The sequence below is a fragment of the Bradyrhizobium sp. WSM4874 genome (assembly GCF_055811835.1).
This window is the reverse complement of record NZ_JBVVPR010000028.1, coordinates 61,924-86,722: the sequence shown is the minus strand read 5'-3', so window position 1 is coordinate 86,722 and position 24,799 is coordinate 61,924. Positions and strand designations below refer to the sequence as shown.

At 58.6% G+C, this 24,799-nt stretch carries 19 protein-coding genes, 1 tRNA gene and 2 pseudogenes; 10 read left to right on the top strand and 12 right to left on the bottom strand.

Translation table 11 applies throughout. From position 1 onward, the window contains the following. Nucleotides 1–434: 434 nt before the first annotated feature. The 4 genes from AC0L3P_RS25885 to AC0L3P_RS25870 all read left to right on the top strand — a co-directional run bounded on the left by AC0L3P_RS25885 (nucleotide 435) and on the right by AC0L3P_RS25870 (nucleotide 4,298). Entirely contained in the window at nucleotides 435–1,997 is a 1,563-nt protein-coding gene (locus AC0L3P_RS25885; protein ID WP_354208897.1) for a 2-isopropylmalate synthase, read from the top strand. 223 nt (nucleotides 1,998–2,220) lie between these two features. After that, nucleotides 2,221–3,225 carry a TRAP transporter substrate-binding protein gene (locus AC0L3P_RS25880; RefSeq protein WP_354208896.1) on the top strand — a complete coding sequence of 335 codons (1,005 nt, stop codon included), beginning with the start codon at nucleotides 2,221–2,223 and terminating at the stop codon, nucleotides 3,223–3,225. 194 nt (nucleotides 3,226–3,419) lie between these two features. Then, the gene (locus tag AC0L3P_RS25875; protein WP_473306202.1) at nucleotides 3,420–4,043 is read left to right on the top strand and encodes a Spy/CpxP family protein refolding chaperone; all 624 of its coding nucleotides are present in this window, start codon (nucleotides 3,420–3,422) and stop codon (nucleotides 4,041–4,043) included. A 179-nt stretch (nucleotides 4,044–4,222) separates the two neighbouring features. Next, nucleotides 4,223–4,298 (top strand) — tRNA-Lys (locus AC0L3P_RS25870). Nucleotides 4,299–4,560: 262 nt separating this feature from the next. On the opposite strand, the pseudogene AC0L3P_RS25865 reads toward AC0L3P_RS25870, so the two are convergent. Further along, a pseudogene (locus tag AC0L3P_RS25865) lies at nucleotides 4,561–4,716 on the bottom strand (transcriptional regulator); the annotation flags it as partial. A gap of 515 nt (nucleotides 4,717–5,231) precedes the next feature. Between AC0L3P_RS25865 and AC0L3P_RS25860 the strand changes: the two are divergent. Together AC0L3P_RS25860 and AC0L3P_RS25855 are read left to right on the top strand one after the other, a co-directional pair. After that, a complete protein-coding gene (locus tag AC0L3P_RS25860; protein ID WP_473306200.1) occupies nucleotides 5,232–6,959 on the top strand; it encodes a cache domain-containing protein in 1,728 nt (575 codons plus the stop codon). 168 nt (nucleotides 6,960–7,127) lie between these two features. Further along, on the top strand, nucleotides 7,128–8,081 hold the full coding sequence (locus AC0L3P_RS25855) for an ABC transporter substrate-binding protein (protein WP_473306220.1): 954 nt from the start codon (nucleotides 7,128–7,130) through the stop codon (nucleotides 8,079–8,081). A gap of 280 nt (nucleotides 8,082–8,361) precedes the next feature. Here AC0L3P_RS25855 and AC0L3P_RS25850 read toward each other — a convergent pair. Together AC0L3P_RS25850 and AC0L3P_RS25845 are read right to left on the bottom strand one after the other, a co-directional pair. Further along, nucleotides 8,362–8,699, bottom strand: a pseudogene (locus tag AC0L3P_RS25850) (SAM-dependent methyltransferase); the annotation flags it as partial. A 1,239-nt stretch (nucleotides 8,700–9,938) separates the two neighbouring features. Further along, nucleotides 9,939–10,151 (bottom strand): hypothetical protein, encoded by a 213-nt coding sequence (locus AC0L3P_RS25845; RefSeq protein ID WP_275173764.1) that lies wholly within the window; start codon nucleotides 10,149–10,151, stop codon nucleotides 9,939–9,941. A gap of 1,690 nt (nucleotides 10,152–11,841) precedes the next feature. Between AC0L3P_RS25845 and AC0L3P_RS25840 the strand changes: the two genes are divergently transcribed. The 3 genes from AC0L3P_RS25840 to AC0L3P_RS25830 all read left to right on the top strand — a co-directional run bounded on the left by AC0L3P_RS25840 (nucleotide 11,842) and on the right by AC0L3P_RS25830 (nucleotide 14,753). Continuing rightward, nucleotides 11,842–12,048 (top strand): hypothetical protein, encoded by a 207-nt coding sequence (locus AC0L3P_RS25840; protein WP_473306196.1) that lies wholly within the window; start codon nucleotides 11,842–11,844, stop codon nucleotides 12,046–12,048. Between the two features lie 2,013 nt (nucleotides 12,049–14,061). After that, entirely contained in the window at nucleotides 14,062–14,376 is a 315-nt protein-coding gene (locus tag AC0L3P_RS25835; protein WP_083926448.1) for a hypothetical protein, read from the top strand. A gap of 122 nt (nucleotides 14,377–14,498) precedes the next feature. Continuing rightward, nucleotides 14,499–14,753: a hypothetical protein gene (locus AC0L3P_RS25830; RefSeq protein ID WP_473306191.1), complete on the top strand. Its 255-nt coding sequence runs from the start codon at nucleotides 14,499–14,501 to the stop codon at nucleotides 14,751–14,753. A 661-nt stretch (nucleotides 14,754–15,414) separates the two neighbouring features. Here the strand turns inward: AC0L3P_RS25830 and AC0L3P_RS25825 are convergent. Beyond that, nucleotides 15,415–15,573 (bottom strand): hypothetical protein, encoded by a 159-nt coding sequence (locus AC0L3P_RS25825; RefSeq protein ID WP_275173770.1) that lies wholly within the window; start codon nucleotides 15,571–15,573, stop codon nucleotides 15,415–15,417. 181 nt (nucleotides 15,574–15,754) lie between these two features. On the opposite strand from AC0L3P_RS25825, the gene AC0L3P_RS25820 reads away from it, so the two are divergent. Next, entirely contained in the window at nucleotides 15,755–16,285 is a 531-nt protein-coding gene (locus AC0L3P_RS25820) for a hypothetical protein (protein WP_275173771.1), read from the top strand. Here the strand turns inward: AC0L3P_RS25820 and AC0L3P_RS25815 are convergent. The 8 genes from AC0L3P_RS25815 to AC0L3P_RS25780 all read right to left on the bottom strand — a co-directional run bounded on the left by AC0L3P_RS25815 (nucleotide 16,266) and on the right by AC0L3P_RS25780 (nucleotide 24,026). Continuing rightward, nucleotides 16,266–16,508: a hypothetical protein gene (locus AC0L3P_RS25815; RefSeq protein WP_473306226.1), complete on the bottom strand. Its 243-nt coding sequence runs from the start codon at nucleotides 16,506–16,508 to the stop codon at nucleotides 16,266–16,268. The two genes, AC0L3P_RS25820 and AC0L3P_RS25815, sit on opposite strands and share 20 nt — an antisense overlap. After that, complete coding sequence (locus AC0L3P_RS25810) at nucleotides 16,477–16,764, bottom strand: DUF7662 domain-containing protein (protein WP_473306187.1); 288 nt, start codon at nucleotides 16,762–16,764, stop codon at nucleotides 16,477–16,479. The genes AC0L3P_RS25815 and AC0L3P_RS25810 overlap by 32 nt, the downstream gene beginning before the upstream one ends. Nucleotides 16,765–16,899: 135 nt before the next feature. After that, a complete protein-coding gene (locus AC0L3P_RS25805) occupies nucleotides 16,900–17,196 on the bottom strand; it encodes a hypothetical protein (protein ID WP_473306183.1) in 297 nt (98 codons plus the stop codon). A gap of 484 nt (nucleotides 17,197–17,680) precedes the next feature. After that, a complete protein-coding gene (locus AC0L3P_RS25800) occupies nucleotides 17,681–18,277 on the bottom strand; it encodes a DsrE family protein (protein WP_473306181.1) in 597 nt (198 codons plus the stop codon). A 34-nt stretch (nucleotides 18,278–18,311) separates the two neighbouring features. Next, entirely contained in the window at nucleotides 18,312–18,872 is a 561-nt protein-coding gene (locus AC0L3P_RS25795; RefSeq protein WP_473306179.1) for a hypothetical protein, read from the bottom strand. Continuing rightward, nucleotides 18,869–19,888, bottom strand: coding sequence for a TAXI family TRAP transporter solute-binding subunit (locus tag AC0L3P_RS25790; protein ID WP_473306176.1), 1,020 nt, complete (start codon nucleotides 19,886–19,888; stop codon nucleotides 18,869–18,871). Before AC0L3P_RS25790 ends, AC0L3P_RS25795 begins: the two co-directional genes overlap by 4 nt. Before the next feature lie 124 nt (nucleotides 19,889–20,012). Continuing rightward, a complete protein-coding gene (locus AC0L3P_RS25785) occupies nucleotides 20,013–21,413 on the bottom strand; it encodes a coiled-coil domain-containing protein (protein ID WP_473306174.1) in 1,401 nt (466 codons plus the stop codon). A 2,397-nt stretch (nucleotides 21,414–23,810) separates the two neighbouring features. Further along, entirely contained in the window at nucleotides 23,811–24,026 is a 216-nt protein-coding gene (locus tag AC0L3P_RS25780; protein ID WP_246649160.1) for a hypothetical protein, read from the bottom strand. Between the last annotated feature and the right edge of the window lie 773 nt (nucleotides 24,027–24,799).

The window sequence follows — 24,799 nt, the reverse complement described above, 5'->3', positions numbered from 1 at the left end:
GACGGTCTCGCCTAGGTCCAATCGGCCAGACACACCGGCACCGGGTCCTTCCGCGCATCCGGCGGTGCGATCATGTCAGCCCTTCTGTCCATCTTTTGGCGTTGCAGTTGCTGCCATTTCTCGTCTAGAAACGGAAGATCGAGCCTCCCGGCAACCAACCGTCAACGGTTTTGACCGAGGATTTGAGGGCTCAAAGGGTCTGGCAATGCTGATTCGCGGCCAAATCGATGGGATTTCGGGGGAGGTGGCTCTGGCCGCCGCCACGATCCCGGCCGCGCTGCTGCCCACCCTCCTGATTGGCGGCCTCCTTCTTACTTGCCCCTGAGGGCCGGCTGGGCGCCATGCGCCTGGGCGCTCAGGGGTTGGTCGAGATCACCGGACACCTCAAGCGCCCAGAAGACTGTCGGCGCAAAAGCTCAAAAGGAATTTTCGAAATGGCTCCCGTGAACAAGTCCGACAAGGACCGCGTCATCATTTTCGACACCACCCTGCGCGACGGCGAGCAGTGCCCCGGCGCCACCATGACCTTCGAGGAGAAGCTCGAGGTCGCCGAGATGCTGGACGATATGGGCGTCGACGTCATCGAGGCCGGCTTCCCCATCACCTCCGAAGGCGACTTCCAGGCGGTCAGCGAGATCGCCCGCCGTTCCAAGAACGCAATCATCGCCGGTCTGTCGCGCGCCCATCCGGCCGACATTGACCGCTGCGCAGAGGCGGTGAAATTCGCCAAGCGTGGCCGCGTCCACACCGTGATCGCGACGTCGCCGCTGCATATGCGGGTGAAGCTGAACAAGACCCCGGAGCAGGTGCTCGAGACCTCGGTTGCCATGGTCGCGCGTGCCCGCAACCAGATCGACGACGTCGAATGGTCGGCCGAAGACGGCACCCGCAGCGAGATGGACTATCTGTGCCGCATCGTCGAAGCCGTCATCAAGGCCGGCGCCACCACGGTGAACATTCCTGATACCGTCGGCTACACCACGCCCGACGAATACACCCACTTCATGAAGACGCTGATCGAGCGCGTGCCGAACTCGGACAAGGCGGTGTTCTCCGTGCACTGCCATAACGATCTCGGCATGGCGGTGGCGAACTCGCTGGCCGGCGTCGTCGGTGGCGCGCGCCAGGTCGAGTGCACCATCAACGGCATCGGCGAGCGTGCCGGCAACGCCGCGCTGGAAGAGATCGTGATGGCGATCAACGTCCGCAACGACAAATTTCCCTACTGGAACAAGATCGACACCACGCAGCTGACCCGCGCCTCGAAGGTGGTGTCGGCGGCGACCTCGTTCCCGGTGCAGTACAACAAGGCGATCGTCGGCCGCAACGCGTTCGCGCATGAGAGCGGCATCCATCAGGACGGCGTGCTGAAGGACGCCTCGACCTACGAGATCATGCGGCCCGAGATGGTCGGCCTGAAGCAGTCCTCGCTGGTGCTGGGCAAGCATTCCGGCCGCCATGCCTTCGTGCACAAGCTGGAGGAGATGGGCTACAAGCTCGGCCCGAACCAGCTGGAAGATGCGTTCACCCGGATGAAGGCGCTGGCCGATCGCAAGAAGGACATCTACGACGAGGACATCGAGGCGCTGGTCGACGAGGAAATGGCCGCTTCGCACGACCGCATCAAGCTGACCTCGCTGACCGTGATCGCCGGCACCCATGGCCCGCAGCGCGCGACCATGAAGCTCGACGTCGACGGCCAGATCAAGATCGAGGAGGCCGAGGGCAACGGTCCGGTCGACGCGGTGTTCAATTGTATCAAGCGCCTGGTGCCGCACGAAGCCAAGCTCGAGCTGTACCAGGTCCACGCAGTGACCCAAGGCACCGACGCGCAGGCCGAAGTCTCGGTCCGGCTGTCGCATGAGGGACGTGCGATGACCGCGCGCGCGGCGGATCCGGATACGCTGGTGGCCTCGGCCAAGGCCTATCTCGGCGCGCTGAACAAGATCGTCATGAAGCGCCAGCGCGACACCGTGACGACCGCGGCGGCGAGCTGACGAACGGAGTTCGTCATTCCGGGGCTCGCGAAGCGAGAACCCGGAATCTTGAGATTCCGGGTTAGGTCCTAACGGACCTCCCCGGAATGACTCTGCATGTGGCGGCGAATACCTGCCCTGCTAAGGGCCAATAGCGGCTCCGCCTCCCAGCCGCTATTGATGCAACCGGCATAAGGATAGGCCACCCGCGCGACGGGTGGCCCAAACAACAAAGGGAGAGATTATGCGCATCTTCGCGATCGCTGCGTCCATGGCGGTCCTGGCACTTGGCTTGACCGGGCCGGCATCGGCCCAGTCGCCCATCATCATCAAGTTCAGCCACGTGGTGGCTACCGACACGCCGAAGGGCAAGGCGTCGGAGAAGTTCAAGGAGCTTGCCGAGAAGTACACCGGCGGCAAGGTCAAGGTCGAGATCTACCCGAACTCGACGCTCTACAAGGACAAGGAAGAGCTCGAGGCGCTCCAGCTCGGCAGCGTGCAGATGCTGGCGCCGTCCAACTCCAAGTTCGGCCCGCTCGGGATCCGCGAGTTCGAGGTGTTCGATCTCCCGTACATCCTGCCCGATCTGAAGACGCTGCGGAAGGTGACGGAAGGTCCGCTCGGCGCAAGGCTGCTCAAGCTGCTGGACTCCAAGGGCATCACCGGCCTTGCCTATTGGGACAACGGCTTCAAGGAGATGAGCGCCAACAAGAAGCTGGTGACGCCGGCCGACTATCAGGGCGTCAAGTTCCGCATCCAGTCCTCGCGCGTGCTCCAGGCCCAGTTCAAGGCGCTCGGCTCGCTGCCGCAGGTGATGGCGTTCGGCGAAGTCTACCAGGCACTTCAGACCGGCGTCGTGGACGGGCAGGAGAACACCTGGTCGAACATCTATACCCAGAAGATGCACGAGGTGCAGAAGTACATCACCCAGACCAACCACGGTTATATCGGCTACGTCGTGATCGTGAACAAGAAGTTCTGGGACGATTTGCCGGCCGATATCCGCGACCAGCTTACCAAAGCGATGAAGGAAGCGACCGACTTCAACAACACGCAGTCGCAGAAGGAGAACGAGGACGCGCTCGCCGAGATCAGGAAGAGCGGCAAGAGCGAGATCATCAAGCTCACGCCGGAGCAGGACGAGGCGATGCGCAAGGCGATGGAGCCGGTCTACAAGGACGCCGCAAGCCGCATCGGCCAACCGCTGATCGACGAGTTCCAGAAGGAAGCGAAGGGCACGACGAACTGATTTGACCGGACGACGAATGGGGGCTTCCGTGCCGGCACGGAAGCCCCTTTTGTTGCGAATGATTTCCGATTGCGACTGAACGAAAATTCAGGAGCGTTACATCTTGGAAAGGACGCGCTCCCTGTCCAACTTGTAAGTTGCGCGTAAGCCGCGCTGCGCCCATCCTCACGACATCCTTCCAGAGGAGAGTTCGCATGAGGAAGTTCACCATCGCCGCCATCGCCGTGCTCAGCATCGCCGGCTCGGGCGCGGTCTATGCCCACTATCATCGCCCGTGGATGCACGATCACATGCGCCACATCCGCATGAATCCGGAAGACCGCGCCGCCATGGTCGACGCGCGGATCGCCGCCGTGCATGCCGGGCTGAAGCTCAACGCCGACCAGGAGAAGCTGTGGCCGCCGGTCGAGGCCGCCGTGCGCGACTTCGCCAAGCTGCGCATCGACCGCGCCAATGCGCGGATGAATGCCGGTGCCGGCGATGCCGGCAAGGACGCCAACAAAGATGCCGACAGGCCGGAGGATCCGGTTGCCCGCCTACGGCAGCGCGCCGAGGACATGGGGGCGATGTCGGCGGCCCTGAAGAAGATCGCCGATGCCGCCGATCCGCTCTACAAGACCCTGGACGAGGGCCAGAAGCGGCGCCTCGCCGTGCTGACCCGCCACCGCGGCCCGTTCGGCGGCGGCGAAGACGGCCCGCGCCACCACTTCATGGAGCGTGGCATGGACCGCATGATGGAGCGCGGCATGGACCACTTCCACCGTGACCGTTTCGACCGCGACGGCGGCCCGGACCGGGACCGCGAGGGCCGGCTCTGAGCCCGCAAGGGTTGCCGCGATCAGCCCTGGCGAAGCCGCTGGAATCCAGCGGCTTTTCGCTTTTTTGAGGGATGTGGACGAACCCTTGGCATACCCTTGGAAAACTTGCGTGCCATCGCTTGCCAGACCCGGATCGCTTTGCTAAACGACCGGCCTCGCAAGGCTTTTAACCGCCTTTCGGGCGCATAGCTCAGTTGGTAGAGCAGCTGACTCTTAATCAGCGGGTCCCAGGTTCGAGCCCTGGTGCGCCCACCAAAGGAAAATACTTATTTTCCAAGACCTTCGCGGAGTGGTCGCCGAGAGCAAAATGGGTCTCGTGCGATGTTTTCCAAATCGACCGCATCGCCAGCGCGGCACGACTTCTCCTCCGTTTTATATCCCTACCCGTTCGATAGAGCGTGCAGTCCGAATGGTACAGGCCGATTGGCCGCTCTACTGGAATAGGATACTAGGGCGAGCACACGGACGATCTGTGCGGGCTGTCCGTACGGAGTAATCGTCCTGCAGCTGTGTGTGTTTACTCGGTCATCAGGGCCGGGCTCGGCAGCGCCGTGATCGACTTCATCTTCTCCGTCGCAAAGCGCGAGGTGACGCTTTTGAGCGGTACGGCGTTGATCAGCTTCTTGTAGAACACGTCGTAGCACTGCATGTCGGGGACCACGGCGCGCAGCATTGGGGCGTTGGAGTGCCAATTGGCAACCCCGGTTCTTGATCGGTAGTTCCCGTTGTTGGATTTGTATTTGCATTCGGGGCAGCAGCCGACGGGCTCGCTGGCGCGCCCGAGTTCGCCATACTCGCTGCTCCCGCGCCCGAAGGAGATGTTGCGGCCGAACCTCCCGTACCCGTATCGTCGTTGAAGTCCGTTTCGGGTCACAAGCGGCGAGCCTAGACGAGCCTTCTCATGTCCGACTATGCCGGTTGCGATGGTCTGGCGATCCTCCGGTGCTAAAGGCCGGAATGCAACAGTCGTGTTTTGTCTCTTTGGTGCGGATGATCGACTGGGAAGGCATGGCGCACGCTGTGCGCCTGTTCGATACGCGGACGCCGCCCAATCGGCTGTCACGGTCAGTGCGTTAGGAGGGACCCCGGTGTTGCGAAATCCAAAGCTCAAATGAACTTCGCTGGGGAGAGAGCGACATGTTATTCTGATCGATAGTCTCTATTTTTGATTGTACAGGAGACCGGATCATGATTGCTCAAGATCGGTTTCGCAGCCTCTTTCCTAAATATTTGCTCGCGCTTTTCGTGGCTGTCGCAATCCCGCTAGCCTTCAACGGCGTTATCGAAGGGTGGTTCGGCTATCGCGATCAGCGCGCGAGGCTTGACCAGTGGCTTGGTCTCCAATCAGCATCTGCGGCTGCCGAAATACACGATTTCATCCACGGTGTCACAACTCAGCTTGGATGGCTGGTTCAGCTTCCGTGGACTGAGGAGCCCGACGAACGCCGGCGAACCGACGCGTTGCGCCTCCTTCGCCAAGCGCCCGCCATCACCAGTCTTACGCTCCTCGACGGCAATGGTCTGGAACGTCTCTACATCTCTCGGATCGGCCTCAATCGAATTGAGAGCCGCGCGGATCGATCAGCCGATCCCGCCTTGGCTGGTGCCCGGGTAGCTCAGGTCTGGTTTAGCGAGGTCAGCTACAATCGAGGCTCCGAACCGTACCTGACGGTGTCGATTGTCGGCAATCGACCGGCTGTCGGCGCTGTCGTCGCCGATGTCAACCTCAAGCTGATTTGGGACGTGATCTCCGCGATCAAATTTGGAAAAACCGGCTACGCCTTCGTTCTGGACCGATCGGGCCGCCTAGTCGCCCATCCCGATATCAGCCTCGTTCTGCGCGGGGCGGAAGAAGCAACCTCCGAACCTTTCCGCGCCATACGGGACGCTATAGGTCCGGGGCGGGGTTTCGCAACGAGCCGGGATGCACAGGGGCACTATGTTGCTGCCAGCGCGGCTCCCGTACAGGGTCCCGATTGGACCGTCGTGGTCGAGCAGCCCCTATCTGAAGCTTACGCGCCGCTCTATGCCGCCCTATGGCGGACCGTCATGCTTCTGGCAATGAGCAGCATACTCGCAGGCATTCTGGCCTATGTACTGGCGGACCGGATGACGGTGCCGATTAAATTGCTCGAGGAGGGCACGGAGAAGATTGGTGCCGGGTCCTTTGACCACCGCATCTCAATCCACACCCGGGATGAGTTCCAGCGCCTTGCAAACAGTTTTAACAGAATGGCTTCCGAGTTGGAGCAGGCACAACAGCACCAGGAGCGCATAGCCAAGCTCAAGCGTTTCCTTGCCCCCCAGGTCGCCGATCTCGTCGATAGAGCTGGCGACGACAGTGTGCTGGACGGTCGCCGTACGGAAGTCGTCGTTGTGTTCTGCGATCTGAGAGGTTTCACCGCGTTTTCAGCAGGAGCTGCGCCTGAAGAGGTCATGAGCGTACTGTCGGAGTACTATGAAACCCTCGGCAGGGTCATTGCGAAATTTGAAGCAACGCTGATTAACTTCTCTGGAGACGGGCTGATGGTTTTGGTGAACGCACCAGTCCCCATCGAAGAGCCTGCCTTGAGAGCAATCGATCTCGCCGTCGACATGCAGAAGAACGTGCAAGCCCTGATCGCCGGCTGGCAATCGCATGGCTACCACGTTGGTTTCGGAGTCGGCCTTGCTAGCGGGCCCGCGACAGTCGGCCGGATCGGCTACAAGGACCGGCTCGACTACACTGCCATTGGCAGTGTTGTGAATCTCGCTGCCCGACTGTGCGCATCTGCCGCAGACAAGGAAGTTCTGATCGACGCCGAAGTCGCAGCAGCCGCCAAGGGCAAACGGCCCCTTGAGGAGCTTGGGGACCGCAAAATCAAAGGATTCGACGAAGCTATTCCGATCTTCGGGATATCCTTCACCTGTCTCTAGCAGAGCCTGACCGCCGGATGCCTGCACAATCTCGTCGAGGACTGTCTGGGCATTCAGGGCTATGCTGTGGCAATCGGCCCACGGCAGCGGATCGTAGCCATGAAGTGCGCCAACTCCAGAGCGGTAACGCTACGAAGACGTGCCAAGCGGCGTGATGTCCTGCTTCTGATGGCAGGTATTGCGACGTGGACAACTAAATCGTTTGCGCAGAAACCCTCCTTGCCCGTCATTGGCTATCTTTGTCCAGAATCGCCCGAGCTCTTTGCCACTCGACTTCAGGCTTTTCAGCAGGGGCTTGGAGAAGCCGGCTTTGTCGAGGGCCGCAATGTAAAAATCGACTATCGATGGGCCCGCGGTGAGTATTCCCGATTGCGTGCGTTGGCAGCCGAACTGGTCGCCCGCAATGTGGATATCATCGTAGCACCTGGGGGCGCTCCCGTGGCACTTGCCGCGAAAGCTGTGAGTTCGACCAAGACAATCGTTTTTGAGATGGGCGGCGACCCCGTCCAGCTACAGGTGGTCGATAGCTTGTCGCGGCCGGGAGGAAACATCACGGGAGTTTCGAGCCTGAGTGTCGACGTTTCGCCAAAGCGGCTTGAACTTATGTGCGATCTGGTGCCCACGGCGACGAAACTGACGGTTGTCGCCAACCCGACAAGTCCGACCGCACAGTCACAATTGCAGAAGCTTCACGCAGCTGCGGGCACCTTGGGCGTTCGATTAGATATTTTGGACGCAAGTAAGGAAGATGAATTTGAAACGGTGTTTGATACCGTGGCTAAGGACACGGCAAGTGGACTTGTATTTACCTCCGATCCCTACTTTGCCTTTCGCAGTTCGCAGTTGGCTCATCTCGCGACAAAGTATCGTGTGTCCGCGATCACACAGACCCGAGACTTTCCCGTTGCTGGAGGTTTGATGAGCTATGGAGGAGATTTCATGCAATCGCATCGGCGCGCGGGGCTCTATGCTGGAAGGGTACTGTTGGGTGAGAAACCTTCTGATCTTCCAGTCCAACTCGTTACGAAGGTGGAACTCGTTATCAACTTGAAGGCGGCCAAACTGCTAGGTCACGCGTTCTCCTCTGCATTCGTTGCCGGCGCAGACGAGGTGATCGAGTAAACTACGCGGTCCGGCTGTCGTCGGCTCTCATAGGCTATCTTGGACGGCTAATTGTTCGTGTCACCTCACGAAGTAGACCTTGCGCCGCTCCGAGCTACAGTCAGCATGAGCCAACGTGGCGATCTGCCGATTCACACAAGCCTCTGAAATAAAGACCGTCCGACGACGGTCTTTATTTCGACAAGTTGTTTCAGCCAGGCGATGCGTAGACCGTCTACTTGCCGTCGACGGGCCATCGCCCGGGATTTCGGCTGATTGGAGACTTAGCGCGATCAGCTGCCTAAGGTCGCGCTTCAAGAGTTTGTTGAAAAGGGGTCTCCGTAGCTCGACGCACGCTGGAGAACCCGCCGTTGTGGATGACTTCGCGCAATTTTGCTTCACCCGCCTGTGCACCAAGAGTTGCGCCAACTTCTTGAGATCGTGAAGTAGGCAGGCAGATCATGGTCGAGCCAGCGTAGTAGAGACGCCCGACCGGGTTCATATTCTGCTCCAGAGTATCGCCTGCCATCGGCATCATCCAGGTCCCATCGGATTCAGCGATTGACGAATGTGAGCGGCGGCGCCGGCCGGGTCTCCCATGTCATGCAGACAATCCAAGCAGGTTACGAGATCGAAGTCTTAAGACGACTTGTGTCGGTCCCGTCGCCGTCATGGCGTATCAAGACCGATCGACTGCAGTAGGTTTCCGTCCACTCAGCGGGCGGGGCGGACGCTTTGGCAAGCTGATCCCGCAACACGATGGAGTGGTCACAGGCGACCGTACTGCATCCTTGGCGCGCCGCTCTGCAATTTTGATTTTGGATCGAAGGTCTTCGAGTTCTGAGAACTTAGAAGCGATTTCGTTCAATCGCTGGGCAAACCGGAATTTGCGAAAATTCTGCAAATGCGCCTCCCATCACGCCATTCTGAAAAATTCACTAAGAGCGGCGAGGCGGATTAAAGCAAGTGATCTGTAAAGCTATCGGTCCTGCCACCGCTCGCGCTGCTATCAGTTCCGGAAATGGAACTGCAGCTTGTTGCGCGTCATTGAGCCCCTTGATTTAGCAACATGAGCAGAGGCTTCAATGTGAAGCCTCCCCTTCGCATCGCTTGTAGAATCGCTCTACGCTGGATCGGCCAAACCTTACGGGGAAAGCAGGGAATGGTTAGGCGTTAGGCCCACCGCGTGTTACCGGACAACGACGCGTCGGGCCGCGAGTGCGTAATCGCACAACTACGAAAGGCACGTGGCAATTGCGAAAATGACGTCGGCGCCGAAGTCTCCCGAATACATAGAAACCAGAAATCCCGCGCCGAGAGCAGCTACAATCACTTTGAGCGTCATCATTTGACATCCCCTCTTAAGTCGCGAAGACAAACGTAGGCTCGGTCTGTTTCCGGGGTGCTTCGAGGCTTCAGCAAACGGTTTCGTTCACCGAGGTGTTATCAACCCGGGCCTAAGAGGATTCTCGGGTGACTATGCCCCGGGGGTAATCGAGCGTAGCCAAACGGAACGCAAAGAGGCCCCCGCCGAAGGCAATCAGCGCGCTCCAAGCGCTGATTTATCCGGGCGCCGATAATGCAAGGCCGCCAAGCGACGACAACCAGGCGCCTGGGTACTTGGCGTCATATGAAGGGCGCGCCTCGCAACTCTCAAAAATTGGGAAGACGCCACTAGCTCGCTAGCGAACGTGGTTATTCCAGTGCGGGCGGAAGAGCAAAGGAACAAGGCACGCGAAGCGAGAGTTTGTGATCGTTTGCATGCACGGGAAGCAAAGCCGAGCGTGCGCTCCAGACGGTGCACGCTGGCGGGCCGGCACCCGCTTTGATCACGTGTATCAAATTGGGTACACGCTCAGGCTGCTATTTTCGGCGCTTTCACCTCTCCAATTCCTTGATGGCGTCCTTTAGCAGTTCGAGAAGCCGGATTTCACATGCCCCCATGACGAACTGATCGGCGTCGTCAGGCACGACGATCTGCCCCTGCACGTGTCCATCGTGGGATTGGATGATGAAGTCTCGGGCCTTGCACGCTTCGTTGCGGACGTTCGTCATCGCCTCAAGCAGGCCCCATTCGATTTTGACAGCCATTGCTAACCCTCGCTCTTGGGGGGCACGCGCGTGAGCTACCGCGGGTCATGAGAGTTGAGGAGCGGCAAAGCCGGCAGATCGATCGGCTCGCCCGGAGGTCGATCAACTCTGTTCGTTTTCTTCCGCTGACGAGGACACTGATATAGTCGGCACCCACCAGTAGGGCCCCTGCGATCATCAGCTAGTGGGGAAATGAAGGACATGGTCCTGCCCTTGAATACAGGCGCTATGACGAAACCTATCAACCATTTCGCGATTGTACAAATCAAATATTTAATTATTTAAATGGTGTATTGAAATGTTGATTGTGAAATATTAAATGTGCCGGGTGCACTTCAGCACAGGACCTTCCGACCAGCACCCCTATGATCGCGGGCTGGGTGCGCCCCCTGCGCCGCGTCCTCCGCCAAGTCGGCCGATCGACGCCGGGCCCGAGGCCGCGAACGACAACACGGGCGCCTGGCCTCTGCTATCGTTTCCTGATGGCTGGTACGCCACCTGCTGAGTTGGACGCAGCGTCTGCCTCTATGCTCGGCAACCGGCAAAGCGGGCACCTGGCCGGACCGGGCTGAGCCTGCTCGGCGTGGCCCGCATGTCTTCGAGGCATTGCTGAACCACCTGCCCCGCCAAGTTGGTGCGCGCACCTACGACACCAACGCCTACTTCAAGGCAGCTCAACCGAGCCAGCGAAGGTTAAACAGCGTCCCATTGGAGGGGTCCTAAGGCGCGCGATTGCAACCCAAGATTCCTAGCAGTCGTCGTCCCAGCATGACATAATGATTCTTATTTGCGTTTCGGAGGGAAAGCCCGATGCGCTTGGCATTGCCTTATCTCGGAATTTGTCTCTGCGCGTCACTCGCGGCGTGGTTCTCCTTCACGCTGATCTATTGACCGAGCAGACCATCGCCAGTTGATAGCAGCCCCATGTAGGTACCGCTCTCGTGCAGTTCCAGCCAGCCCGACGGCGCACCTGATGCCGGCGGCGTGGCCTGACTTGCCCGCGACTGTCATGCCAGTTCGGGACGATATGCATAGATCCTGCAGCGCTGCATGCCGGGCAGACCAGGCGCACGCCGACGCGCGACCACGGCTGATCCTGAGGGAGCGTATCGAACCGCACCTCCACCCTGCGATCGCAGCGGCCGTTCAGGCATCGGATGTTGCAAGTCATATGGCCGTCGGCGAGCCATTCCGCAGGGCTGTGGGGCGGAGAATGGCCTGCCCATTTCGTGTATCGGCGAGTGCGCGTGCCGCCATCCGAGCGGCATCCCAAGTAGCGCGCAAATTATCGATTCCTAGTAGCTCGGAACGCGCTCAAGCTACCGCTTGTCGTGGGTTGGGAAAAGTTGCTTGAAGCTCTGACGGTTTACGCTGGCAGGTGCTCGCCTGAGCCGGCAAACAAAATGAGGCCAGCGCCGGGCAAACAATACCTTGGCCCGGCGGCGATGGGTTCGATCCAGCCCCGAGAGGAATCAACAGAATCCAGGATACTGATACTAGGACAGAAGCGCGCGAAGTTTCAGTGCACCTCTCCCTTCATTGCAATTCGAGGTCCGCCGGTTCACGCTGGCGGGCCCTGTGCTACACCACGAGGGTGCCGCGCCGATCGTGCGGAACGTTGCGGCATCGACCGCAGGGCTACACCAGAGCGGCTCCTGCGACAAAAGGCCCGGCTGCTGGCGGGCCTGACATGCTGCGCTTCCTGCAATTGCGGCCCGCCGACGCGGGTGAACCTCTCACCCGGGAGGAATTGGCATTGCGAGGCGGCTTGCCGCTGCTGAAATCCGGTCTCACCTCAGAACCCCGGTTGTTGCATCCGCCGCAAACGAAGCGCGGCTCGATATCCGACAAGCGAACATCGTCTGGCCAGCGATCGGCGCTGAGAGCAACGTTATGACGCCACGCAGGCTCATCTCGCGCATCTGGCCGAAGGTGATATTGATCGGCCGGCCGTCGGCGTGTGGCGGCGGACGGAGCGGGACATGCCGCTATCAAAGCGGCATCCTAGTTACCTCGCAAATTATCGAATCTTAGTTGGTCGAGGCGCCCCCGCTAGCTACTGCGCGTTGTGGGTTGGAAATGGGCACGTGTGAACTAGCTCACAGGCGACGAGCGCGCGGGCTGCTACAAAGGCGTCATTGCTTGACCAATTCATTTGAGAACACCCCAGTGCTCCCTCCAAGGCACTGGGGTTTTTCATTGGATCAGGCATAAAGCCGACCGCCACCGATCCGCACGGGGCTGACCACCTATTGATCGTCAGGGCCTGCGTGAGTCTGATCGGCCGCATGGGGCAGCATCAGCACGATATGGACGAGCTCGCGTGCATGGAGCGCATCTGCCCGGTGTTGGCGGAGCAGACAAGGGTGCCGGCGAGGGCCGGTGCACTGCGCGAATTGGCTGAAAATCACGGCCTCAAGGTTGCGAAGAGGACCGTGATCAGGATCGTAGATTGCTCCCGGCGCAGGCGGAAAAGACGAGCCATTCGGGCGGTTGACAGGACACCCCTTCCGCCCCACTGGTTGTCCACGCAACCCGTAGGACGGATCTCGCACGGCACGCAAAGTCCAAGCCGCTTGCGGTCGAAGCGGCGGCAGCTCCACGATTTGAACGTACGGTGGGGCAGGGGAGTGAACGAACGTTCTTTGATTGGCTCCAATCGGACGCCGATTGCTGAAGCTAGCTCAAACTTGCCCATGATGGACTGGGCCGAGAGTTCAAATTTTCCAATTCGTAGAGGGCGGCGTGTGCACGACGTGTGCACCGAAAGATCACGAAAATCTAACAACGGCAAGCTTGAGCGGTTGCTCCGAAGCGCGTTGTAAAGGGGGACGCGAGGGGATGTGGTCGTGAAAAGCCGCGTACTGCAATCCAAAAGCTACACTCGCTCATGGGAAACGGAGAATGGACAAGCTCTTCGTATTGATGTCGGAAAGGGGCTCACTTGGTTCGGTACAAGAACAAAGTATCGAAATGTCGGGGATTCGAGTCCCTCTCCCGCTACCACGTATCCCCCACTATTGCGGTGGGCCTCAGAAAGACCTCCCCGCCTTTTAGTGTGGCGAGCTTGCCTTTCACTTCGACCTCGAAGCCTTTCCAAGCCCCTTTGGAGGGACGGTGACGCTGTGAAGTTCACTCCCTTCAGGGCAGTCGAGCTGCACAGTTTCCACGCTCGTTCGCTAACGCAGGTTAAATCGGGTTCCGGTCACTCCTCGGGGGTCTGCTGCCCCGCGTCTGGCCTCGCTGCGATTGAGTGCTCGGCGGCGATTGCAATGCAGGCACAGACGAGGCGCGTCGCTCCGCCTCTTGGACTTTAAGCCGCAGATCTTCCAGCTCTGACAGTTGACAAACGAGGTTGTTCAACCGTTGGACAAGAAGGATCGAGCTATAACCGTGCATCAACGCCCTCCTGAGTCTGCAGCTATCCAGACAGCAAAAGGACCCCAGCCTCAGGGCGGTGAAGCTGGGGCGATCGAGCTGCCTTGGTGAAGGCAGCCGCCCCTTGGGGCGGGCACGGGAAAACTTGGCAATCGGCAAGTCGTTCCAAGCCGAACAAACGAGCCATAGCCTTGGAGCATGGGGAAATCTGGCCTGACTGCATCGCCACTTTGGGAGAGAAATCGGGAAAATGTGGTAATCTGCGAGCCCGTTCCAACCGCCGTGCCTCCGAAAATCGTTAGCGGCCTCTTTCGTCCTTCCCGTTGGGGCTGCCATCCCCGCCGCCGTTACCCCCACGGCTCGCTATTGCTCGCCTCCATAAGCGCGTGCGCCGCGGAGTGGGTCGATCGATAGGCAGTCTCGACCGATCGAAAGCGCAGCCGGACGGCTGTAAATTAGATTGAAATTCCGTATTTAATATAGTTTAATATCGAAAATTAAATCGCGATGATATTTCCAGGGTTTTGGGATCATGCCTCATTCTCCGTCCATCGTGCCCCATCCATATCCACGTGACGTCTATCTTGTGCTCGAGGATTATGGAGGTGGGCTCGGACGTGCCTGGAGCGAAACCTCCGAAGACGACACTGGTCGAGCGACGCTGATGCGCCAAATAATGGAAGGTCAATACAAGCATCCTGCTCGGATCGTGGTCTTCAACACGGTGGAGGGATGGTCGCGTGACGTAACCGTAGAGATCGCAGATGAACTGCGCCGCTGCTTTGTCGAGTTCGATGACATTGCGCCAGCCGCGTTGGAATTCATCGAGAGAATCGGAAGGAACTGACTGTCGTGCGCAGTCGTGCCTTGCTTTGGTTTGCGCTAATCTCAAAAATTTATCCAAGACGAGGATGATGAGCGGCAGCACGAACAAACAAGCGACAACGTCGGGTGTGAGATAACTGCCTCGTGCGGCATAAGACCAACCCTTTAGTGTTTGGAGTTGCCATGTTGGTAGGTTGTGGTCGCGCTGTTGAATGGGACGGAAAGATTCTGACAGGTTCGGTGGTCGTAAATGGCGTGGCGACCAAAGTGACTGCGGACCGAGCGATCATCCATGCGTATGCCGCGGGATTTAGCGATGCGCTCAGTTGGGAGATTGATCGCTTTCGGACAGAAATCTTTGAAAAACTGGTGCCATTCCTCGTTCGTCAGAATAGTTGACGGTACCTCGCCGCGTGTCTGGGATTTCTCCGCAGCGATGCTGATGAACTTCCGCAGCCGTGCACCTTAGCTGACTGCCGGCAAGCAGATACGTCATAGGATTGAAAGAGGCGGAGCATCGATCGATGGTCGAACGCCGCTTTCCGGCCGTCGCGGATCGGGTCCTATATTGGCAAGTGGACGATCTCGACGTCGCCGAGTCCAGCGATGCCCTGCCATACCTGGAGCTAATGGTCGCGAACCTGATCGCTATGTTGCGAACGGAGGACCCGCGGTCCTAAAGGCCTGCTGGCGAGCCGGAGGCAGGAACGGTAGAAGGCGCGGGGCAGCCTCCGCTCGATGGCGAGTCGTCAAGGTCCACGTTCATAGTCGCCAGGATGTAGCCGAAGGGTGACGCAAGGCATTCAGTTCCTCGACCTCGCTCTCCATCCGTGTTCCCCATGCGGAATCGTTGCGGTGATCTCGACGTCATTGCCCGCCGACACGCGCCAGGCTGCCACCCCGAAGCACAAGGTCAGGGTCAGGGCGAGGGCAAGCAGAAGCATAGAGACGAAATGGCTCACGCGCGTGTACCCGCAAATCTGAAACCAGTTGAGAGCGTGCACAGAGGCCCGATTCGGAAAATGCAGACGATCTGACGCATCGGCCGTTTTCCCCATCCTTACACGGGGCCAAAAGCGCTCACGATCCCGATCGTGATCGGCACGAGCGCGACCACCACCCACAAAGCGGGCGAGTTGGAGGACAGGCCAACGACCAGTATCAAAACACCGATACCCACGAGGGCCGCTGAGATTGCGTAGGCGACTGCCTTTTCCATCTGTCGATCCACGACAACAAGGGATCGGTCGCACAAGCAGGACTCGAGGCAAATCGAAACGTTCCTTTCTCGATTTAATTCGGTTTCAAATTCTATTTAATTCTGGTTTTGTGACTTAATTTCGCCAAATTAAAAGGCGCTTTCTGCGCACTGGGGCAGGGCTATTAACCCGGAGTCCTGCATGTTCAATCGAGTAGTCGTAGCTTTAGTGCTCGTTTTTGCGACATCCATTTCTTCTGAAGCGCGCCCCTTGCGCGCCGCTTCGCCACCTGAATGCAACGTGATTATGCCGTGCGACTTTTCATCTTCGCTGGTGCAGGCGCAGAGATACACGAGACCGGCACCGCGCCTGCAGCGAAGTGCCGTTGCTAGCCTACGGATGTCTGTGGCCAGCTCAGGGGCCTTAACTAGTGAGATCGTCAGCGGTCGTCCGGCCGGTTGCCCTCGCTCGTTCTGCGGATGTGGTGCGGCGATACGAGTGTTTGGTCGGGTAGTACCGGAACTGAACCTCGCAGCCAATTGGCTGCGCTTTCCCCGCACCTCGCCAGCACCGGGAATGGTTGCCGCGCGACGTGGACACGTCTTCGTCCTTGAACAGCACATCGCCGGTGACATCTGGAAGGCGTACGATGCCAACTCAGGTGGGCATGCAACGCGAATTCACCCGCGCTCCCTGCGAGGGTACACCATCGTCAACCCTCATGCGGCCTAGGGCCATCGCGCAGCGTTCCCATTAGATTTTTCTCGCCACGTTCCGGAGCATTCGGCTCGCGGCTTCCGCCCAAAAACAGGGCCGCAGCGGTTTTCGCTGCGGCACTGAAGTGGCAACTTGATTCTGCGCCGGCTTGTTCTCGCAGTTTGTCCCGAACACCAAGGTTGATAGGTCCGCCATCATGGAAAGCTTCAATGCAGCCAAGGCGTTCCATGACGATCATTGGTGTTCACTTCAGAACGATAGAATTCGACGATGCGGTGCTTCATTGAGACCCGGACACGATAACCAGCGGATATCCACGCTCTCGCTTGAGGACCTGCTCTCTTCAGTGTGCTCCACCACGCAGTGAAGGTGTAGGCCGATCTCGGCAGAGGCTTCCCCAAGATCGCTTCAATTTCTGAAAAGGTCAGGCGGAGACTTTGACCGTTCTCCGTTCGCAGCCTTTCATGCAATGGCTGGTAGATCGACCTCGGCATGCGAGCACTATGTCGACAAAATGGGCCGGCTGTCCGGCATTAGAATAGCAGTCTGGTGCATATAGAGCGCGGAGGCAAAAGGCATTATCATTCTGGTCTGCAAGACCTCGCGGAGCCTGACGCAGCGATGTCTCTTCAGTATTCCCTTAGCTCTAGGTCTCTCAGTAGCACGTGGAGAAAGTCGCTGGCGTGGTCATAGCGTTTACGACCATTCACGATCTTGCGGGTGCGCGGCTCCAGTGTGTTGGCGATGGCTTCCGCGCCGGGTAGATCAGCCTGGTGCGACCACTGCTGTAGCAGCCGATCCGGAATGTCTTGAGCGGATCCAAACAGCTTCAACGCACAATATTCGCCATCGTGCTTGTGATCAGCTTTCGCATAAAAAGCGAATAACCCTCGAAAGGTACTACGGGAAACGGCAGCCTTTGCCATTTAACATTCCCCAACGTAAATCGACTCGCTTTAAGTTTAGAAATCTGACGCGTTAACAAAATAAAATCCAGTGGAATTTAATCACTTGCCTTCGAAAAAGAGGTCATCAGAATTGACGTAAATCGAAGCACCGTGTGTCACAGCTCGCGCCGTCCTGCGTCTCCGATACCCTATGCTGCTACGGGACAGTCGACCTTAGCAGGCGGCCGGGTAGGACGGGCGGGCCAAGGGCTGCCCCGCAAAATTGCTACCAGACCTCGCAAGTGACTGAGACGAACCGATGTTCGCTCAACCCTCTCCCGAAGTCGCTCTCGTGCGCATGATCAGACAGTCGGTCTGGCGCTGCCCGGTGAATAGCGCGCGATAGATCTGTCCCCGATCGAGGCCAGTTCAATTTGCATCGGCTGCGGCGACCCACTCGATCGGAGTGGCGCGACCGCAGGCCGGCACCTAGCCGCTCGATAGGCATTGTCTGGTCGCCATTTTATGGTTTGACGTAGGTCCATCCCTGCTCCTGCAACTGCATCACCCTAACGACGCCCGACCTCACCACTTGGGCTTGGGCAACGATCGGAATGTCTTTGTTTTCGGCCTTTTGCATTTTCTCTTGCGTGTTCCCACAGGCTTTGAATGATACTTCCGGCGTGCTCAGAGCCATTTCCTCAATTCGCGCTTTCACCGGCGACGTGTCATCGCGGAGCATATGGAGGCCGGGGCCGAAGGTAATCACCTCAACTTTCACCCCTTCACCAACCTCCTTGTAGTATTGCGCGACGTTGAGTGCGTTGTTCAATGCAAGATTCATTGACGCGGAGTCGCTTGTGTTGACCTGAAGGATTAGGCGGTGCTCTTTCTTGGCAGCAGACGATGGCGCGATGCGCGCCAGCTCAAATTGTTTTGGCGTCGCGGCCCGCGCCGATGAATTCGCGTGCGTTCTGGCCACGCCATGTGGTGAGGCTGCAGGCAAACTAGGCTGTGCCGGGAGCAGGCGAGTCTCCTGTGCCGCGGAACTAGACAGCCCGACCAGGAGCGAGATGATTGTCGCGATCATCGCTGTGATAATCTTCGGAAATTTGGGCATTATGTTGTTTCTCCAGACAAGCTGAGGTTCATGATCAATTGTTGGGCTTCGCGATCGCGCGTGGCCATTTGCATGTTGCCGCCAATTTTGCACGCACGCTCTCGATACCATCGAGAGCGAACACTGCACCGGCGCCGGTCCCCGTTCGGCGTGACACATGCACGGAAAGTGCGCTGTGGCCGGGGATCGATTGCAACAGGCGAACGACATCGCTTTCAAGCGCGACACCGCGCGCCGACGTGATTGTCGAGACCTGAAAAGGTGGATCATCATTGATGCGCAGGGAAAGGGTGTAATCCTCGCGGCGGCCCGACAGGCCGGCTCCATCAAGCAACACTTCGGTCAGGCCGCCGCGACAGCGTATCGACAGGCTCATTGCTGCGTCGGAACTGCCCCCTTGAGATGGTAGTGTAGCCTTGATGATCGATGAATAATCGACTGGCGAGGTGGTCTCGCTGACGATCCACGCCCCGGCTCCATTTGCGGGCCGATCAGAGACGCGAACCGGCGCCATAGGGTCTTCGGCGCCTCGGGCCGGAGCGAGGTCATTTGCGATCGCGAGGGTCACGACGAGAGCGATCAGGGTGAACGTCATTGTGCCGCCTGGCTCGAACGCGGTAGACGATCGAGCCAGGCCTGCGCCGCGGGAGAACGCGTCAGGCCAGGGACCGTCGCCGCCAAGTTGATCGACTTCCATTTCGGATCGAAACCGGGCTCCTGCAGCTTGTTGATCCGCGAGAACAGGCGGTCAACAAAGCGCGCCACACGATGAAAGCGATTGGATTTGATCGGCCAATTGAAAGCGACTAGCACGGTTGGAACGGCAATAGTTGTCACGCGTTCCCCCTGCCTGATCAAGTTCGGGTAATCAGCTGCGTCCAGCCAAGATGGCAGATAATAATCTTCGAATTTGCTCTCGTAGGGGACCGGCAAGAACTTGAATCCGGCATCCCAGCGACCACGTATGAATGCATCCACCGGCTTTGATGTTATGAAAACGACGGCGGCCAGCTCACCCCTGCGCATTTGTTCCATCGCAACCTGATGTGGGATGAATGCCTTATCGACCTCGATCCCCAGCCGGCTGAAGATCAGCGGGCCCGAATAAGCTGCGGCGGTACCTTGGGTGTTGAAATTGACCTTCTTTCCGACTAGATCACTCAAGCTCTGAATTTCGGGCCTGACGAATACGTGCAGTTCAGATGGAAACAGGTTGAGCACATAGGTGATCCGTCGCTGGATGTCCGGCACTTGGCTCTTGTACTCGTCAAGTGCGTCGGAATTGATGATTGCTGCATCAATGCCCCGCAAATACAGCAGCGAATTGACATTTTCGGTTGCGCCACGGGTCACGATGGGCAACACGTGGAGGTCCGTTCCATCATCGGCCACTCGCGCCATTTCCGCGGCAAGCCGAATGGGAGCTCCTTCCAGCAGACCTCCGGCAATTCCAACAGTCCAATCGTTCATGGCCGCAATTTCCGCCCTTGCATGATCCGCACGCGCCCGCGGAGTCTGCTGGGCCATTGCTAGGCAACAGCCCATGATCAGAAGCGGAGCGGCTATCACGATGAGGAGAAACCAAGAGCGTATTCCAACCAGCTGCTTCATCGATCCGGCTCCCCTAGGAACGTCTGTTCTGTTTTGTCCGCTGCGCTCTTCACTTCGACACGTAAGTTTAAGTTCGATCTGACTAGTTGATACAGCGCACGACCATTTGTCTGCACCGATGCTGCTAACGACCAAGTGCGTCGAACCGCTCCCTTGCTTCCTTGACCCCTCCGGCTGCTGCTCTGGCGTAAAGCTCTCGCGCCTTGGACGTGTCGCCGCGCGTTCCGCTCGCGCCCCATTTTGCAAGCAGGCTCGGATCATACGTTTCGGCGAGCGCGAAACTTGCCGGTGCGCTCCCTAATTCAGCAGCACGCTCCAGGACAACTCGTGCCGCGCCAATGTCGCCTTGTCGAAGCAATCCGGTTGCGCGAGCGATCAATCGCACGAGCTCGGCGGCGTTTTCGTTCCCGAGAACCGGGGATGGCGCCTTTGGCTCAGCTGGTATCATCACGAGTTCTCGCGGAGTTTGCTCGGGCGCGGGCTGCGGCGACCCCGGCAGCAGTGTCCTGAGCAGCTCCCCTGTCGGCGAAGTGCTGGTTCCGCCTTCATCCGCCGCCCCCTCGGGTAGCCGCGGTCCGACATTCGGGCGTGCTGCGGCAAGTTCTTGCTCACCTCCGCTAGGTCGATCGCTTTCTCGCTGAAGCTCCTCTTTCAACTGTTCGGCTCGATCATCGTCTGCTGCGGCTTGCGCTTCATACGCGAAGAGTCTGGAACGCGCCCACGAGAGCTCTTGCGCCCGTGCATCTGCTTTTTCCTGCTCTTCCTTCAATGCGAGCTTCAGTTTAGCCGAGGTATCCTCGGTCGCTCGCTTGGTCTGCGCCGCTTCTTCTGTCGCCTTCGCGATCTGCCAGGCACGGCTGTCGAGCTCGATTCGCATCGTCGCGAGCGTCTCCTCCAGCTGTTTGGTACGATCGTGCTCCTGTCGCAGGCCCGCCTGTACCTGAGCCTCCGCTGCCTCTTTTGCACTGATCTCTGCGGCTTGTCTGGTTACCTCTGCCGACTGGATCTCCAGGTCGTGATAAGCGGCTGTCAGATTCTGCTCCAGCCGGTTTGCCCGATCTTTCTCCCGCTCGACAGCTTGTTGCAGCTCTCTCGGATCACTCTGTGCCCGGCGTTCGGGTTCGCGACCCTCGGTGCCGATTTCGCGGCTTAGCCGTGCCTGCACTTCGAAATCGTTGCGCGCCTTGAAAAGTTCCAGTTCCAGACGCTCCGTGTGCAAGCGCTCCTCCCGGAGCGATTTCTGCAGCTTATCAGTTTCATTCTCGGTGGCCTCCGCAATGCTGGTCCATTGCTCGCGTGCATGCTGCAACAGCCCCAGCACGGTATCCTGCTCCCGTCGGCATGTTCGAAGGTCAGCAGCAAGGGCCTGTATCCTCTCCTGTTCTGTGGCGAGCACTTGCCGCGATCGCTCGGTATTGCTGATTGTGGCTTGTGCAAGCTTCAGGGGTGTCGTGTCGGCAGATGGTTTCAGCCGCGCCGCGCGCCACCCTCCCGAGCCGGTCGCGCCGCGCAAGTGCGTCGCCATGACATGGGCGTCGCTCGCCGGCCGGTTTGGCTGCTGCGCGAGAACGGGTATGGTCAAAACCGATATTACCGTCAGGACAGTCGGTGCAACCCACGCCGACCTTGTTGCGCAGGTGCGCGCACAGCTACGAACACAATCCGAGGCAATCCACACGTCTGCGCGGCGAACGGGCGATCCAAGGCCCGACCCTGCCTGCATCGGCGCTTGTGCCCACATCCGCGACATTAATGTGTCAATCCGTTTCCCAATTGCTATTTATCCATAGGCAAAAATAAACCATATTATACTTTATTCAATGATTTATATCGTAATTTAATTTTCGGCCGATGCGGCCGGTCGCTTGAGAAGGAGATCGTCCAATGCTCCACCGAATCCCTTCGCTGATCGTTGCGCCTATCACGAGCGTATCTGTGCTGGCCCTGGCCCAAGCAGGCGGCGCAGTGGCGGGCTCCGCGGGTGCCGGCACTGGGACGGGCACGGGGAGCGCCAACACTGGTGGGTCAGCTCCGTCCGGCATGGGTACAAATGCGAGCAGCGCCAACCCTGCTCCATCGGCGCCTCCAGGAATGGGGACACGAGACGTTGGTACCGGTGCAAACCTGAACCGCACCAGTCAAACCAACAGCCCGGACGTTCAACCCGCCACGTCGAACTCGCGGGCGGCGGCGCAGGCCAAAAGAAATGCCGGCGCTGGCCACACTCAAAATGGTCTGCCGATCGGAGCTATTGGCACCGGCACGAGCAACGAGGAGCAGATGATCGCTGGACCGTCACCTAACCGAAAAATACCGGCAGCGAAGGTCGACGGAAATATCGCTGGAACAGTTGGTAGGGGCTCCAGCCTTTCGGACCAGGTGAGCCGGCCGCGCGCCGCACGAGCTGGGGAAAAAGTGCTGGACGCCAAAGTGCAAGTCCAACGGCGAACGACAGTTTCGCATAAGCGTATTCCCGACCCAGAAAACAGAACTCGGTAGTCTGAGCGGACCGAGCCGGGCAGCCGAGCGCCCTTTGGCGTCCCTGCTCAGGTCTGCGCGCCGCCAGACAAAGGCGCCGGCAGGGCTTGGTACTCCATGGGGCGCCTTGAAGAGGACTGACGCCCGGCACGCGGCCGAGCGGGATTTGGGCTAGGCGAGAGCATTCACGCGGTTATGCGAGCGCTCGATTCCGCGGCATTCGGATCATGTCCGATCGGTCGGAGCGAGGAGCCAGCCGTGCATGTTCGAAATGCTCGCGAAGCATGTCATTAGCCAAGTGCTCCCAGAACTCAGCTTCGGCGAGAAGCTTCCAGCTTCGATCAGGATGATGCGCAGAAGTCTGTCGGCACAGCGACGCCATCGCGCGCAAGCGGCGTACGGTCTCCATCCACTCCTCCCATTAGTTTTTCCTCACCTTATTTTCTGTTTTGCGTCATATTAATTATGATTATACCGGATAACTAATTTTCCTTCCATGGCGCACTACCGAAACGATTGACGCGAACGACTTTCGCTTTTCTTTCAAATTGTCTTTCAGATGAAGTGCTGCTTCATAAAACTAAACAGGTAAAAAGTCAGGCTTAAACCGACTCAGGTGCGGGACATGATCCGCAGCATGCCGCTCGTGGATGATCTCGGTCAGAGCCGGAAAGGGACGCCGGATCCAAGTGCAGCACTTTTCCTGGCGCAGAGCCTTCACTCGCATCGGCCTGCCTTGAAACTCCGCTGCGCGCACGCCTCATCGGGGAGCGATCGGGCGGCTTGAAGCTGTGCCAAGGGGTTACCGGAGGCTTCAAGGTCGATCCGTAAAACGATCGTCTTCGAGTTCGCTAAAATTACGCGCGCCGCTCGCCATCATTGGATCCGCGTGCGGCAACTCGTCCCAAACCGGGGCCTACGCATCCGTGACGCCGGCCCTAGTCTCGCTCTTTCTCCGCGGCTTCGCCCTTCCGCCCTTCGCACTTGCTCTCGTAGCCTGTGCAACTGGGCAAGCAGGCTAACGAGCTCCATCGCCGTTTGACGCAGAACAGCCAAGCGGCTGCAAACCCCACTACTCACTACAATACCCCCAAACAGGCCCTTGCAGGATCAGCGATCGGAATCGTTAGTTTGCGCCGATCTGCCGGTGTGACGCTTAACTTACGGTTCATGAGGGCGTCAGTTCGCTTTACGACGATAGGCCAAAATATTTCGCATCCCTCCAGTAAGCCCTGGCAGAAATAGCCGCCGAGACAGGAATTTAGAGGAACGCTGCGCCATGATTGAGCGCATCCAGTCCGTACCAAGATTAGCTCCCAGCCGGTGCGGCAGCCATGCCGCAACAGATCAACTCCGCACACGCGGCGTCAAATGAGGCGGTCGGCCTAAATTCGTGTAATGCTAGTCAGTTCGGCTCCGCGTCTGTACCGAAGCCCGCTACGCATCAACACAGCGGCGCTTCCTCGAATATCTCCCTGGGCCGCACGACCGGCTCATCGACCCAGGCCTCGCGAGCGAACCAGTTGTGATTGGCGCGACACACCGGGCAGCGAGTATTGCCATAAAACACAACGCTCCGCAGGAAAGCCTCACGGTCCGACCTAATACCAGTAGGAATCGCGCGACCGGTTTGCGGACATTTGACCATGATCATTCCCATGCGAGCCTCCCTAGGAAATTATTATTCGTTGTCGAACGAAAGAGAACCGGCCGGCTGGAGTGCGTCGTCATCTCAGTGTGGGTTACTTGGGGGGCATCGCACACTGGGAGTGCTTGTTCGAGCAGGGCGGGTTGCTCGTGACGACGTTTTTCCAACCGGCCGGATCGCTGCTTGAGCGATTCCTTGGACGCCGCCGCTCTTTGGCTCGGCAGCGCGGGCGTTGATTATTCGTCTCTCGAAAGCTCCTGGGGCGCCACTGAAAATCGGCGAATCTGAGCGGGTGGGAGTTTTGCGCGTGCTATGCCGCTCGCGACGAAGACGATCATGTCGCCCGTGATGGGCAAATTGGCTAATTCGATCACCGGTTTCACCCCACTCTCGTCAGCGAATATTCGTCGTTAGGATTTAATCCTGCAAATTAAGCCTTGCGCTGTCGGTCTGGTTTGCGACTCTCGTCAAGTTTCTATTTTTTGCTGTCCCGCACGCAGGAGGCCAAGATCATCGCGGCAATTTCTGCGACGCTGTTCTCGGTCGGCTGTTATTTCGACGCAGGGCCCGCTTCTTGGTATTTGAACCGTTGCATCCGGTTCAAACATGAAATAAATATTTATTATATTGAGATCATATAAATCTCGTTGTTAATTGTTGTCAATGACGTAAGCTGTTTTCGTCATTTTTTTTGGTCGGAGGAGACGATGCGGGAATCAGTCCAGAAGAAGCGCAACTCCACCTCGGCTGCGAAGCAGTTGGCTCAAATGCGCGAGAAACTAGCG

Bases quoted from the DNA above. Each gene is read 5' to 3' on its own strand.
- AC0L3P_RS25875 (WP_473306202.1), top strand. From the start codon at position 3,420: ATGAGGAAGTTCACCATCGCCGCCATCGCCGTGCTCAGCATCGCCGGC.
- AC0L3P_RS25835 (WP_083926448.1), top strand. From the start codon at position 14,062: ATGCCTCATTCTCCGTCCATCGTGCCCCATCCATATCCACGTGACGTC.
- AC0L3P_RS25880 (WP_354208896.1), top strand. From the start codon at position 2,221: ATGCGCATCTTCGCGATCGCTGCGTCCATGGCGGTCCTGGCACTTGGC.
- AC0L3P_RS25790 (WP_473306176.1), bottom strand. From the start codon at position 19,888: ATGAAGCAGCTGGTTGGAATACGCTCTTGGTTTCTCCTCATCGTGATA.
- AC0L3P_RS25805 (WP_473306183.1), bottom strand. From the start codon at position 17,196: ATGGCAAAGGCTGCCGTTTCCCGTAGTACCTTTCGAGGGTTATTCGCT.
- AC0L3P_RS25840 (WP_473306196.1), top strand. From the start codon at position 11,842: ATGCTGCGCTTCCTGCAATTGCGGCCCGCCGACGCGGGTGAACCTCTC.
- AC0L3P_RS25785 (WP_473306174.1), bottom strand. From the start codon at position 21,413: ATGGCGACGCACTTGCGCGGCGCGACCGGCTCGGGAGGGTGGCGCGCG.
- AC0L3P_RS25795 (WP_473306179.1), bottom strand. From the start codon at position 18,872: ATGACGTTCACCCTGATCGCTCTCGTCGTGACCCTCGCGATCGCAAAT.
- AC0L3P_RS25820 (WP_275173771.1), top strand. From the start codon at position 15,755: ATGTTCAATCGAGTAGTCGTAGCTTTAGTGCTCGTTTTTGCGACATCC.
- AC0L3P_RS25855 (WP_473306220.1), top strand. From the start codon at position 7,128: ATGGCAGGTATTGCGACGTGGACAACTAAATCGTTTGCGCAGAAACCC.
- AC0L3P_RS25860 (WP_473306200.1), top strand. From the start codon at position 5,232: ATGATTGCTCAAGATCGGTTTCGCAGCCTCTTTCCTAAATATTTGCTC.
- AC0L3P_RS25780 (WP_246649160.1), bottom strand. From the start codon at position 24,026: ATGGGAATGATCATGGTCAAATGTCCGCAAACCGGTCGCGCGATTCCT.
- AC0L3P_RS25885 (WP_354208897.1), top strand. From the start codon at position 435: ATGGCTCCCGTGAACAAGTCCGACAAGGACCGCGTCATCATTTTCGAC.
- AC0L3P_RS25815 (WP_473306226.1), bottom strand. From the start codon at position 16,508: ATGATCGTCATGGAACGCCTTGGCTGCATTGAAGCTTTCCATGATGGC.
- AC0L3P_RS25810 (WP_473306187.1), bottom strand. From the start codon at position 16,764: ATGCCGAGGTCGATCTACCAGCCATTGCATGAAAGGCTGCGAACGGAG.
- AC0L3P_RS25825 (WP_275173770.1), bottom strand. From the start codon at position 15,573: ATGGAAAAGGCAGTCGCCTACGCAATCTCAGCGGCCCTCGTGGGTATC.
- AC0L3P_RS25845 (WP_275173764.1), bottom strand. From the start codon at position 10,151: ATGGCTGTCAAAATCGAATGGGGCCTGCTTGAGGCGATGACGAACGTC.
- AC0L3P_RS25800 (WP_473306181.1), bottom strand. From the start codon at position 18,277: ATGCCCAAATTTCCGAAGATTATCACAGCGATGATCGCGACAATCATC.